Here is a 12,313-nt window from a genome sequence, read left to right on the forward strand (position 1 = left end):
AAAAGCGTTATTGAGGATCTTTAACGAAGTTGTCTCACCTTTTCTTTTCCATTATTACAGAAAATCAACGTCAGCGAGCAGGATTTTTAGGCTTGCAAAAGAAAATTATGTAAATCTAATCCGCAAACCTTATGATGTTGAAAGTCGAACTTAATCCGAAGTGATGTGTTATGGTGGAGTTTCAAGAAGACCTTTCTGTGGTTCTAGGTGGAGCTGCGGGGCAGGGCATCCAGACCGTTGAGGAGATTCTGACCAGAACGCTGAAGTTCTCAGGTTACAACGTCTATGCAAACAAGGAGTATATGTCGCGCGTTCGTGGAGGCATAAATACCACGGAGATAAGGGTTTCGTCCAAGAGAGTAAGGGCTTTCGTGAAGAAGATAGACATTCTAATTCCTTTCAAGCGCGGTGTTCTCCCGTGGGTCAAGGACAGGATATCGGAGAGTACAGTCGTCATCGGCGAGAAGGAAAACGTCGAGGAGGAGTTTCTCGAGAAGATTCACTTCATCGAGGTTCCCCTCACCAAGATGGCGCTCGATGTTGGCAGTCAGCTCTACCTCAACACCATAGCGGCGGGAATTGTTGTTGGCATCTTCCGCGGCGAACTCTCAGCGGTTGAGGAATATCTGAAGGAGCGCTTCGGGAGCAAGGGCAAGAACGTTGTTCAGAAGAACATCGAGGCGGCAAAAAAGGGCTACGAACTCGGCCTCAAGCTCCTCAAGGAAGGTGCCGTAAAGGTGGAAGTTCAACGGAAAGAAAAGGCCAGGAACGAGATACTCCTCAGCGGGGCCGAGGCTGTGGCTCTGGGTGCCCTCGCCGGGGGTATGAACTTCCTCAGCTTCTATCCGATGAGCCCCTCAACAGGGGTGGCAGTTTTCGCAGCACAGCATGCGGAGGACTTCGGGATAGTGGTGGAGCAGGCCGAGGACGAGATTTCCGCAATCAACATGGCCTTAGGAGCCTGGTACGCCGGAGTGAGGGCTATGGTGACCACCTCCGGCGGCGGCTTTGCCCTCATGACCGAGGCGCTTAGCTTGGCCGGGATGGCCGAGAACCCGATAGTCATACACCTCGCCCAGAGGCCTGGACCTGCAACCGGCTTGCCCACGAGAACCATGCAGGGCGACCTAAATCTCGCTCTCCACGCCGGCCACGGGGACTTCCCGAGGATTATCCTCGCTCCGGGCAACATAGAGGAGGCATTCTACCTGAGCGCCAAGGCATTCAACCTGGCGGACAGGTACCAGGTACCCGTAATAATACTCACCGACCAGTACCTTGTGGATACCTACTACAACCTCCCTGAGCTCGAGCTGGATAAGGTCAAGGTCGAAAAACACATAGTCGAAGCGAAGCCCGGCTATAGGAGGTATGAGCTCACCGGGGATGGAATATCGCCGAGGGCGATCCCGGGTTACGGTGAGGATGTGGTTGTAGCCAATGGAAACGAGCACGATGAGTGGGGGGACATAACAGAGGATGCAGAACTCACAGTCAGAATGCAGGAGAAGAGGGCAATCAGAAAACTCAAGACCATCAAGAAAAACGCACCGCTACCAAGACTCATCGGAGGGGAGGATGCCAAGTACATCATCGTCGCCTGGGGCTCGACGCTCCACATCGTTGAGGAGGCCATAGAGAAGCTCGGCAGGGACGATGTAGCGCTGCTCCACTTCAGCTGGCTCTACCCGCTCAACCCGGAGGCAAAAAAGTTCTTCGAAGGCAAGACCATCATAGCCGTTGAGCTCAACATTACGGGCCAGTTCGCGGAGCTTCTAAGGAGGGAGTTTGGAATTGAGGCTCATCACAGAGTTCTCAAGTACGATGGGAGGCCGTTTTCCGTGGAAGAGATTCTTGGGGCCCTAAAGGGGGTGATAGAATGAATCTCCCAAAGGGCAGAGAAGCCTTTGAGCCCAAGAGACCCGGTAGCAAGGACGTCGCCTGGTGCCCTGGCTGTGGAAACTTCGGTATAAGGAATATCCTCATCTCCGCTCTGACAGAGCTTGGTCTGAGGCCGAGCCAGGTCGCGATAATCAGCGGAATAGGACAAGCGGCAAAGATGCCCCACTACATAAACGCCAACGGCTACCACACGCTCCACGGAAGGGCGATACCGATAGCGACAGGTGTTAAAGTGGCGAATCCAGAGCTGACTGTCATAGCAGAGGGTGGAGACGGCGACATGTACGCCGAAGGCGGCAACCATCTCCTTCATGCGATAAGAAGGAACCCCGGCATAACCGTTCTCATTCACGACAACCAGATATACGGTCTCACGAAGGGTCAGGCTTCTCCCACTACAATGAAGGGGATGAAGACGCCCACTCAGCCGTGGGGCGTCTTTGAAGAGCCGTTCAACGTCATTGCCCTTGCCATAGCCCTCGATGCGTCCTTCGTTGCGAGAACCTTCATGGGGTATTTCAGGGAGAGCGTCGAGATAATAAAGAAGGCGATAGAGCACAAAGGTTTGGCCATAGTCGATATCTTCCACCCCTGCGTCAGTTTCAACAAGGTGAACACCTACGCTTGGTACAGAGAGCACACCTACTGGATGGACGACCATGACCCCTACGACAGGGAAGCGGCCTTTAAGCGCGCGATTGAAACCGATCCGCTCCCGCTCGGCGTGTTCTATATCAACGAAAAGCCCACATTTGAAGAGCTCGTCCCTGCTTACAAGAGGGACAAAACGCCGCTGTGGAAGAGGGAGCCGAAGGTTGAGGAGATAAAAAAGATTCTGGATATCAAAAGGAGGCTCTGAAATGGTAAAAGTTGGTGATGTTGCACCGGATTTTGTTTTGAAAGACCAGAATGGGGAGGAGTTCAGGCTGAGTGACTTCAGGGGGAGGAAGGTTCTTCTGTCTTTCCATCCTCTAGCATGGACTAGCATCTGCGAAAGGCAAATGAAGGCTCTAGAGGAACATTACGATGAGCTTGAGGAGCTCAACGTCGTTCCTGTGGGAATAAGCGTTGATCCAGTCCCAACAAAAAAGGCATGGGCGGATCACATGGGCCTTAAAAAGCTTAGAATGCTGGCGGACTTCTGGCCCCATGGGGAAGTTGCACGTAAGTATGGCCTCTTCAGAGAGAAGGATGGCATCTCTGAAAGGGCGAACGTGATAATAGACGAAAACGGCAGGGTGGCTTTTGTGAAGATCTATCCCCTCGGAGAGCTTCCGAACTTAAACGAGATACTGGCAGTCCTGAAGGGATGAGTTAATAACCCCCGAAAGAGAACTCAATGTGGTGATCGCAATGCCCAAGGTCTGGACTGAAAAAATACTGGATGACCCCGAGCTTTACCTTATAAGGATTGATGACGACGGGATCAAGTACTTCGAGGCTACCTGGGACATCCCGGAGGGCATAACCTACAACGCTTACCTCATGAAGCTCGAAGATGCCGTTGTTCTCTTTGACATGACCAAAAAAGAGTATACGGAGGAATTCATGGAGGCCCTCAAGAGCATCGTTAACCCCAAAGAGATAACACACATCATCATCCATCACACCGAGCCGGATCACAGCGGAGCCCTTCCGGCAGTTCTTGAGGCCAACGGGTATAGGGCCCAGCTCATAGGTACGAGCTTTGCGAAGCGCTTCCTTGAGGGGTTTTACGGAGAAAAGGTCGTCGAGAACTTCTACACAATCAAGGACGGCGAGGAGATGAACATCAGCGGAAAAACCTTTCGCTTCATAACCGTCCCGTGGCTTCACTGGCCGGACACGATGATAACCTATGTCGTTGAGGATAAGCTCATCTTCAGCTGCGACGCCGGCGGAGGCTACTCCATTCCCCCAGTCATTGACGACAGCGACGAAAAGGTTATCGAGGAATATCTCCCCCATGTCACCAAGTACATAGTCACCGTCATAGGCCACTACCACAAGTACATAGTCCAGAACATAAAGAAGCTCAAGGAGCTCGGCATAGTGCAGGAGGCAAGGATGATACTCCCAGGACACGGACTGATATGGCGCAAGAATCCCATGAGGATATTTGAGCACTACGAGGCTGTCGGTGCTGGAAAAGTAAAGAAGGGCAAGGTTCTCGTCATCTACGACTCGATGTACGGCTTCGTCGAGAGAAGGATGGAGATTGTTTTGGACGAGCTCAGGAAGCACGGCCTCAACCCGGTTGTCTACAAGTTCACGGACAAAGAAGCACCTGCAGTTAGCGATATACTCGGCGATGTCCCAGACAGCGAGGCGCTCATAATAGGAGCATCCACCTATGAGGCCGAGATACACCCACGCATACGCTACGCTCTCTACGAGATACTCGACAAGGCCAACTATGAGAAGCCCGTTTTAATAGTCGGCGCCTTCGGCTGGGCGGGCGTTGCTGGAAAGAAGATAGAGACCATGATAACCCGCAGCAAGTTCGATCACGTGGACACGGTTGAATCGCGCGGATGGCCAACTCCAGAGGATGAGGAGAGGCTTAGAGAAGGCGTCAGAAAGCTTGTCAGGTGGATTTCCTGACCTTTTTATTATTTAGTCTCATTGCGTAGGTTTAAATACTTCAAACACAAATGTTACACACAGGTGATGTTAATGGATGAGATTCTTGACAAACTTGTTAAGCTCCCGCTGAGGGAGATAATTGGCTACGCTATAGCCTCAGAAGACGATACCAAGGCTTTTTATGAGGGCCTGGCCTTCAAAACAGGGGGGCTGCTCAGAGACTTCTTTCAGACCCTCGCTAAATTAGAGGACTCCCACAAGAAGACCCTCCTAAGACTGCACGAAACGCTCTTTGGGGATACTGATTACACCGTTCCCGAAGGGATACCCTTTGCCGAAACCTCGATCAGAGTCGACACTGTTGTCAACCTCGTGGAGGCTATGAGAATTGCCCTAATCAATGAAAAAACCGCAGAGAGGCTATACACCCACCTGGAAAAACGCCTTCCGGAGCACGGGATCATATTCGGATTCTTGGCGGCGCAGGAGAGATCCCACTACGCGTCCATAAAGTCCCACGTCGAATATCTCGAGGACGTCACGGAGGGCAAGCCAGAATACATCAACGTTCCCATCGAGCACCTTAACACCCAGCTCGAACTTTATCTAGCGCCCCATACGCGGCTGTGAGGTGACAGCGTGAGGGTTGTAATAGTCGGCGATGGGCCTGGAGGAGTTGAACTTGCTAAGAGACTCTCTGGGGACTTTGAAGTAACAATAGTGGACAAAGAAGGTCTCCCTTACTACTCAAAGCCGATGCTGAGCCACTACATAGCAGGATTTGTGGATGAAAAGGCTCTTTTTCCGTATTCAGCCGAATGGTACGAGCGGAAGGGGATAGACCTCAGATTAGGCGTTGAAGCCAAGATCATAGACAGAGCGAGGAATGTTCTCGTGACGAGCAAGGGGAATATTCCCTATGATGTCCTCGTTCTTGCGACTGGCGCAAGGGCAAGAGAGCCTTCCATACCCGGGAGGGAGCACATCCTGACCCTAAGAACCTTTGACGACGCCAAGATGATAAAGGAAAGGCTTGAAGGAGAGGGAGAGATCACGGTCCTTGGCGGCGGCTTCATAGGGCTTGAGCTGGCCGGGAATGTGGCCAAGGCAGGCTATTCTGTCAAGCTTATCCACAGGAGCAAGAATCTCCTCAGACTGGACGAGGAGCTGAGCGAAAAGCTCCAGGAAAAGCTGGAGGAGGTCGGAGTTGGGTTCCACCTCGAGGCCAACCTCCTGAAGGCCGATAAGAACGGTGTGGAGACCGATAAGGGGTACATCCCCGGGAGGCTTAAGGTCTGCGCCTTCGGGGTAGTTCCCAACAAGGAGCTAGCTTTGAGGAGCGGAATCCACGCTGGGCGTGGAATATTTATAGATGCAGGGTTAAGAACCTCTGCGAAGGACATCTACGCAATAGGTGACTGCGCCGAGTACAGCGGGACGATATGCGGGACTGCCAAAACTGCTGTAGAGCACGCAAAGATCCTCGCAAACCTGCTCAGGGAGCAGGATAACCACTACGACTTCTCCTTCTGCTCGGCGCTCTTTAAGTTCGCCGACTTAAACGTTGCATTGATTGGAAGAACAAAGGGAGAAGGCAGGTGGCTTGATGAAAAAACGAAAGTTTTCTACAAAGATGAAAAGCCCATTGGGGCAGTTGTGCTCGGAGACGTAAGGAGAGCCATGGAGGTCGAGAAAGCAATCAGAGAAGGACTGCTTATTGACTGAAGTGATAAAGCGTACAAACTCAAGGTTTAGAAAATCGTTATATACCCCACCACCCAACTATTAATGCAGAACCTCTGTTGGTGATAGTATGGTTGCGGAAAGGAAAATGACTCGGAAGTTTCTGGAGGAGGCCTTCGCTGGCGAAAGCATGGCCCACATGAAGTACCTTATCTTCGCCGAGCAGGCGGAGAAGGAGGGCTATCCTAACATAGCCAAGCTCTTCAGGGCAATAGCCTATGCCGAGTTTGTCCATGCCAAGAACCACTTCATAGCCCTCGGAAAGCTGGGCAAGACCCCCGAGAACCTGCAAGAGGCTATAAATGGGGAGACCCACGAGGTTGAGGAGATGTACCCTGTCTTTAAGAACGCGGCCGAGTTCCAAGGCGAAAGGGATGCCGTCAGAACAACTCACTACGCCCTCGAGGCAGAAAAGATACATGCTGATTTCTACGCAAAGGCAAAAGAGAGGGTCGAGAAAGGAGAGGACTTCGAGATAAAAAAGGTCTACATCTGTCCCGTTTGCGGCTACACCGCCGTCGATGAAATCCCCGAGAAGTGCCCAGTGTGCGGTGTTCCAGGAGATAAGTTTGTGGTCTTCGAGTGATTTCTTTGTTTTTCTTAATGGACAAGTTTGAAACACAAACCTTATAAGGCCTGACTAACAACATTAGAGTGAGGTAATGGAAATGGCAAAGTGGAAATGTATAGTTTGTGGATACATCTATGATGAGGATGAAGGCGACCCGGACACCGGAATCGAGCCGGGAACCAAGTTTGAAGACCTTCCCGAAGACTGGGTCTGCCCGCTCTGCGGCGCCCCCAAGGATATGTTTGAAAAGATAGAGTGAGGTGGTGAAAGTGCTTAGCGGAACCATAAAGAGTGGTGACTGGAAGGGAGAGAAGCACGTGCCCGTTATAGAGTACGAGAAGGAGGGTGACCTCATCAAAGTTGAGGTCAGCGTCGGAAAGGAGATACCACATCCGAACACCCCAGAGCACCACATCGCCTGGATCGAGCTTTACTTCCACCCTGAGGACGGCAACTTCCCGATTCTTGTCGGCAGGGTTGCCTTCACCAACCACAGCGACCCGCTCACTGAGCCGAAGGCCATCTTCTTCTTCAGGACCCAGAAGAAGGGCAAACTCTACGCCCTGAGCTACTGCAACATCCATGGCCTCTGGGAGAACGAGGTCGAGCTTGAGTGAAAGCTCAGGCCCCAACCCCCTCTTCTTTTTAATCGTAGGAATGGCTTCAGAGAAAACCCTCATCTTGGTGTCTTGTTGATAGTGCTCTTTTTGTGGACAAAGTATCGGCTGGATGATACGGTAGCACTCCCTCAATATCGGCAGAGTATTCTACTATGGGCAGAACTGGTCAGGAAGGCTTTTAACACGACATGAGGAATGCCTATCGGTGAGAAAAATGAAGGTCTACATGCCCAACCGCGAATGGCCAGAACACTATAAGAGTGTTCTCAATGAGCTCAGAAAGATAACTGACCCAGTTACTGGAGGGGACATCCTTGACTCGGGAGTAATAGCTGGCCTAGAGGTCAAGGATGATACTCTGAAAATCTGGCTCAACTTCGAGAGCCACGCCGAGTACAATATAACCGGGGCAAGTGCGATAGCCTACTCCAAGATAATCGGTGACATCATCGAACGCTTTGCCCTCGTCAAGTTTGACAACGTCTACGTCTACGACCTCAAGAACAACCCCGTCGGTGTTTTTGAGAACAAGAAAGGCTATACGATCGAAGATTTGAGCTCGGAGAAGGTCTGAGCTATGGGGCTCTTTGATCTCCTAAGGTCAGGGAAAAGACCAAAATCAGGGCCGCGTAAGGATCTGCCCCCAGAGGTTCAGAGGGTGGTCGAGATTCTGAAGAAAGTTCAGGACCCAGAAACCGGAGTTAACATCGTGGACGAAGGGCTGGTTTATGGCCTGACGGTTGAAGGAGATAGGATTGATGTTTTCCTCCTCATGGCCCGCTCCACCCCAGAATGTCACGCCTGCCAGATGCTGGCGATAAACGTCCAGAACAGGATTCTCAGAGACATCGTTACAGTTTTGAAAGAGGAAGGCTTTAATAAAATAAGAGTCTATAATGAACTTGGACTGTTGCTTGCGGAGGGATGATTTATGATTCCATCTGAACTTGACGAGGGGCTTCCCCTCGAAAAGATTAGGGATTTCTCCCTTGAGGAGCTCCTTGGAATGGCCATAAAGGCCGAGATAGGTGCAAGGGAGTTCTACACAAGTCTTGCCGAAAGGATGGAGATACAGGCTTTGAAGGAGAAAATTGAGTGGCTCGCAGAAGAGGAAAAGAAGCATGAGGAACTCCTGAGGAGGATTTACGCTAATATGTTCCCTGGAGAAGATGTCATCTTCCCGGAGGAACACATAGGGCCAGAGCTCCAGCCAGTCGCGAGAAAGCTTCACAGCGTTGAGGACATAATAGACCTTATCCGTTGGGCCATGAAAGCCGAAGAGATAGCAGCCAACTTCTACGCTGAGCTCGAGAACATAATGGGAACGGAAGACAAGAGGAGACTCATGCGCTACCTCAGCGACATGGAGAGGGGGCACTACTACACGCTCAAGGCCGAGTACGAGCTCCTCCTTGACTGGGCAATGTACAGCCAGATGATGAACCTCGGACCGTAAGTCCCTCTACCATTTTCTTTCCAGGATGTTGGTTCCTCAAAGAGAGAAAAAGTTCAAAGCTCTACTTTTATCCCGGTCTCTCCCTCAACCTCCTCAAATCCCCTTTTCATCCACTCCTTCAGCTCAGGGTCGAGCTTGAGGAGCAGAGCCAAGAACTCGCCTACATGCTCCTTCTCCTCGTTTGCAACATCGAGGAAGGTGTGTTTTACCGCCTCATCATCAATCAGCTCGGCAAACTGCTCGTAGAAGTTTATAGCGTCGAGCTCAGCTATGACCGCCCAGCGGAGGGCCTGGACGATTTCCTTCTTTGACAGCTTTTCTTTGTCTATGGAAATGGGGTTCAAACCCAGCATGGAATCACCGTCCATATATCGTCCCTGAAAGTTATAACGCTTCCTCAGTCAACCTCGAGGCTGAAATCCATGTAGTCCATCCATATGCCCGTCTTCATGACGGAGTCGTACTGTGCTTTAAGCAGCTCATAGTGGGACTTCTCGACCTTTGCGAGCTCTTCAAAAATACGCCTGACACCCTCATGCTCGGCCTCCTTTGCCGCCCGCTCGTAGAACTCCCATGTCAGCTTTTCCTGCTCCATTCCAATCCTTACCGCATCGACTTCACTGAGGTTTTTTTCGTCCACTTTAACCAAAAGCTTTTCGAGAGTTTTCCTATCCACCGAGGGCAGCTCGCACTTCTCTATCAAGGCCTCGACGAACTTTTCCTCAAACAGGCTCCAGTGTCCAGCCTCCTCGTGGGCCAAAAATAAGAACATCCTTCTTGCCCTATCATCCTTGGCCTTTTTGGCCAGCTCTAGGTAGAACTTCAGCTCGGTCTTCTCGACTTCCAAAGCCAAAGCTAAAGTCTCAATCTCCTTCATGATACCACCAAAGAGTTTTATTGAGCTTCTGACTAATAACCTTTGGTGATCGAAAGTGGGGATTGAAATGATCGAAATTCCCATCAAGCTAAAAGATGAGCTGGTAAAGTTCGTCTTCAGGGTTTACAGGGGCACGAATGGGACGTATCCAGCGCTCGAATGGGTAGAAAACAAGCCGAATATTGACGATTTTGAGGGCTTCAGGAAGGTTTACGAGCCTTTCCTTGAGTTCCGTCTTGGGAAAGAGTTCGACGAGCTATACGTTCTGAAGGAAGGTGGAAAGATAATAGGCACCCTCGCCCTCGTCTACAACCTGGATGGAAAGGACGTCTGGTGGGTGCCAAAGGAGATTAAGAGCGAGAGAACAGGCCTCATAGAGTTCTTCATGGTTGATCCTGCCTACAAAGGTAAAGGCTACGGCTCAGAGCTCCTAGAGTTCGCCATAACTCGCCTGGCCGAGCTCAGAAAAGATGCCTACGTGATAACCTTCCCGAACCTTGAGGCCTACGGCTACTATCTCAGGAAGGGCTTCGAGAAGGTGATGGACTACAAGGAGTTCGTGGTGCTGAAATATAAAGGTCAGAGAACATAGTTGTAGAGCCCGAAGAGTATCTGGAGCATAAGCAGGAGTACCGCTATCATCGCCAAGAACTTGTGCTGTTCCCTCGTTATTTTTCTCCCCAGGAAAGCCCTTCCGCTTAGAACTGTGAGGAGAACATAGACGTAGACAAAAAGTCCTAACCTGCTGTGTGTTGATGGAACCCAACCGATTGTGTAGAACATATATGATATCCCGACCGTCAGGAGTCCCACTGCAGTGTAAACGAACGAGTGGTGCATCTTCAGATTGTGGCTCTTTGCGTAGTAAATTCCTATCAGAAAGCTTAGAAGGGCAAGAGTCTGGATGATAGCATGTACTCGGAAGTGCTCCATCTTCTCACCCCAAAAAGGAAAATCAGCCGTCAAGGGTCAGCTCGCCGCTGCCTCGAGCTATATTGTGTTTTGTTGTAAAGTCGTCGACGTCGGCCATCGCGAAGATGAATTTAATTTTCTGCCCTGGCTTGAAGACCTTATCGTACTTGTCTCCGGTGTCAAGCTTCCTCTTGAACTCTATGACGGTGTAGCCGTTCTCCTCTTTTCCAGCGAAGGCCAGAATATCGTTCGTTCCGCCCAGCTCTCCATCAGGAGGATGAGGCCCATAGGTCCCCGTCGAGTACGCGTCTATGACCACGATCTGACCATCCTGCACCCAGCCGAAGATCATGTCGGCATCCTTCATTGCAACGCTCGGCTCAAATCCTATTGCCACCCAGCCCGTTGTCTGCCCCTTGAGGGCCACGTAGAGATACTCCTCATCGTTCCTCCAGTATACAACAAACTTGTCATTGGCAAGTGAGAGCTTATGGGAGTATTCGTTTTCTCCGATAACACCGTCTGCTTTCCACTCACTTAGAGTCGTCGCCGTAGAAACTGAGGAAGATGTTGTTGAAATACTTTCACCGCCTATGCATCCGCTCAGAAAAACCACAAAAACAAAAACCAAACCCAACAAAGCTCTTTTCATTAGATTCACCTAAAATAATCAGTTTTTCTACATATATAAACTTTTTCCCGGTATAAAATCCGACCTTGTCTACTTTTGCTTTTCAGTCTCATGCTGGGATGGAGCATTTTTTAATAAGATCAAAAAATTTAGGTAAAGTATAGCATCCCCAGCATTCCGGGCTTATGTTGTATGAGTGACGTGAACGGGGAGCTCAGAAGTTGAAGTTTATATCTTTCATGAGCTGGTCGTAAAACTCCTCCTTGTAGACGTCAGGATAGCGCATTATGTAGTCGTACTGCTTCCTCAGCATATTGTAGTGGTTCCTCTCCATGTCAGCGAGCATCTCAAGGAGAAGTTTGGTCTTTTCGGTGGCTGCATAGCCAGCCAGTTCCTTGTAGAGCTTCTCGCTGATGAGTTCAGCCTGCATGGAAATCTCATAAATCTCGTCAATGTTTATATCGGGCTTGCTTATAGCTTCAGCCATCTTCTCGGCTACGACCTTGAACTCCCCCATTATGTCTATCTCTATCTTCTTGGGCTCAACGTTTTCGCCCGTGAACTTTTCGGCCATTCTCTCTATGATTTCCCTGTGTTTGTCCTCCTCCTTGGCCAAGAAAAGGAGTTCGTCCCCTATTATGTCGCTCTTGACGAGAGAAGCAAGCTTCTCATAGGCCTCCTTGGCCCTAATCTCAGAGTTTATGGCAATCTCAAAAACTTCCTTGTCTGTTATCTCCACGCAAATCACCATATCTATCTCGCTTTCAAGTCTATTAACATTTTCGATTACATTTTTCGGAAGACCCATAGGCGGTCATTTTGGATATATCTACTAAGTTCCTCGCGCAGTTTTTAGATATTATGACAAGATTTTCACGCATTGCAGACATCTTGACAGAAAATCATTGGATAGGCTTAAATACTGTAACAAACACTCCTCAATCTCAGACTGGGGTGATCAACATGAAAGACAGGAAAGTGCCCAAAAACTCGAAAATTATATCCACCAAGTTGAACTACTGTAACATATCCGCTT

Annotated in this window: 18 protein-coding genes; 13 read left to right on the plus strand and 5 right to left on the minus strand. The window is 50.1% G+C overall.

The annotated features are described in order from the left end of the window. Window positions 1-170: 170 nt before the first annotated feature. From TON_RS04405 to TON_RS04460, 12 genes are all read left to right on the plus strand, one after another. Complete coding sequence (locus TON_RS04405) at window positions 171-1,883, plus strand: 2-oxoacid:acceptor oxidoreductase subunit alpha (protein ID WP_012571820.1); 1,713 nt, start codon at window positions 171-173, stop codon at window positions 1,881-1,883. Beyond that, on the plus strand, window positions 1,880-2,761 hold the full coding sequence (locus TON_RS04410) for a thiamine pyrophosphate-dependent enzyme (RefSeq protein WP_012571821.1): 882 nt from the start codon (window positions 1,880-1,882) through the stop codon (window positions 2,759-2,761). Before TON_RS04405 ends, TON_RS04410 begins: the two co-directional genes overlap by 4 nt. Window position 2,762: 1 nt before the next feature. Then, window positions 2,763-3,215: a peroxiredoxin gene (locus TON_RS04415; protein WP_012571822.1), complete on the plus strand. Its 453-nt coding sequence runs from the start codon at window positions 2,763-2,765 to the stop codon at window positions 3,213-3,215. Window positions 3,216-3,255: 40 nt separating this feature from the next. After that, on the plus strand, window positions 3,256-4,485 hold the full coding sequence (locus tag TON_RS04420; RefSeq protein ID WP_012571823.1) for an FprA family A-type flavoprotein: 1,230 nt from the start codon (window positions 3,256-3,258) through the stop codon (window positions 4,483-4,485). Between the two features lie 72 nt (window positions 4,486-4,557). Then, window positions 4,558-5,097 carry a ferritin-like domain-containing protein gene (locus TON_RS04425; protein WP_012571824.1) on the plus strand — a complete coding sequence of 180 codons (540 nt, stop codon included), beginning with the start codon at window positions 4,558-4,560 and terminating at the stop codon, window positions 5,095-5,097. Window positions 5,098-5,106: 9 nt separating this feature from the next. Further along, window positions 5,107-6,192 (plus strand): NAD(P)/FAD-dependent oxidoreductase, encoded by a 1,086-nt coding sequence (locus tag TON_RS04430; RefSeq protein ID WP_012571825.1) that lies wholly within the window; start codon window positions 5,107-5,109, stop codon window positions 6,190-6,192. 88 nt (window positions 6,193-6,280) lie between these two features. Continuing rightward, the gene (locus TON_RS04435; RefSeq protein ID WP_012571826.1) at window positions 6,281-6,796 is read left to right on the plus strand and encodes a rubrerythrin family protein; all 516 of its coding nucleotides are present in this window, start codon (window positions 6,281-6,283) and stop codon (window positions 6,794-6,796) included. Window positions 6,797-6,878: 82 nt separating this feature from the next. Beyond that, entirely contained in the window at window positions 6,879-7,040 is a 162-nt protein-coding gene (rd, locus tag TON_RS04440; protein ID WP_012571827.1) for a rubredoxin, read from the plus strand. 10 nt (window positions 7,041-7,050) lie between these two features. Further along, the gene (locus tag TON_RS04445) at window positions 7,051-7,398 is read left to right on the plus strand and encodes a class II SORL domain-containing protein (RefSeq protein ID WP_012571828.1); all 348 of its coding nucleotides are present in this window, start codon (window positions 7,051-7,053) and stop codon (window positions 7,396-7,398) included. A gap of 217 nt (window positions 7,399-7,615) precedes the next feature. Continuing rightward, window positions 7,616-7,975 carry an iron-sulfur cluster assembly protein gene (locus TON_RS04450; RefSeq protein WP_012571829.1) on the plus strand — a complete coding sequence of 120 codons (360 nt, stop codon included), beginning with the start codon at window positions 7,616-7,618 and terminating at the stop codon, window positions 7,973-7,975. Window positions 7,976-7,978: 3 nt separating this feature from the next. Further along, window positions 7,979-8,329 (plus strand): iron-sulfur cluster assembly protein, encoded by a 351-nt coding sequence (locus tag TON_RS04455; RefSeq protein ID WP_012571830.1) that lies wholly within the window; start codon window positions 7,979-7,981, stop codon window positions 8,327-8,329. A 3-nt stretch (window positions 8,330-8,332) separates the two neighbouring features. Beyond that, window positions 8,333-8,857: a ferritin family protein gene (locus tag TON_RS04460; protein ID WP_012571831.1), complete on the plus strand. Its 525-nt coding sequence runs from the start codon at window positions 8,333-8,335 to the stop codon at window positions 8,855-8,857. 53 nt (window positions 8,858-8,910) lie between these two features. On the opposite strand, the gene TON_RS04465 is transcribed toward TON_RS04460, so the two are convergent. Further along, complete coding sequence (locus tag TON_RS04465) at window positions 8,911-9,210, minus strand: ferritin family protein (RefSeq protein ID WP_048055054.1); 300 nt, start codon at window positions 9,208-9,210, stop codon at window positions 8,911-8,913. A gap of 44 nt (window positions 9,211-9,254) precedes the next feature. Next, window positions 9,255-9,734: a ferritin-like domain-containing protein gene (locus tag TON_RS04470; RefSeq protein WP_012571833.1), complete on the minus strand. Its 480-nt coding sequence runs from the start codon at window positions 9,732-9,734 to the stop codon at window positions 9,255-9,257. Window positions 9,735-9,801: 67 nt separating this feature from the next. On the opposite strand from TON_RS04470, the gene TON_RS04475 reads away from it, so the two are divergent. Further along, the gene (locus TON_RS04475; RefSeq protein WP_012571834.1) at window positions 9,802-10,326 is read left to right on the plus strand and encodes a GNAT family N-acetyltransferase; all 525 of its coding nucleotides are present in this window, start codon (window positions 9,802-9,804) and stop codon (window positions 10,324-10,326) included. Here TON_RS04475 and TON_RS04480 read toward each other — a convergent pair. The 3 genes from TON_RS04480 to TON_RS04490 form a co-directional block, all read right to left on the minus strand. After that, window positions 10,314-10,667 (minus strand): hypothetical protein, encoded by a 354-nt coding sequence (locus tag TON_RS04480; protein ID WP_012571835.1) that lies wholly within the window; start codon window positions 10,665-10,667, stop codon window positions 10,314-10,316. The two genes, TON_RS04475 and TON_RS04480, sit on opposite strands and share 13 nt — an antisense overlap. A gap of 22 nt (window positions 10,668-10,689) precedes the next feature. Continuing rightward, on the minus strand, window positions 10,690-11,298 hold the full coding sequence (locus TON_RS04485) for a DOMON domain-containing protein (RefSeq protein WP_012571836.1): 609 nt from the start codon (window positions 11,296-11,298) through the stop codon (window positions 10,690-10,692). Between the two features lie 193 nt (window positions 11,299-11,491). After that, window positions 11,492-12,016 (minus strand): ferritin-like domain-containing protein, encoded by a 525-nt coding sequence (locus TON_RS04490; RefSeq protein WP_048055056.1) that lies wholly within the window; start codon window positions 12,014-12,016, stop codon window positions 11,492-11,494. Window positions 12,017-12,313 lie beyond the last annotated feature (297 nt).

Origin of the sequence: Thermococcus onnurineus NA1, assembly GCF_000018365.1 — an archaeon.
Classification (GTDB): domain Archaea; phylum Methanobacteriota_B; class Thermococci; order Thermococcales; family Thermococcaceae; genus Thermococcus; species Thermococcus onnurineus.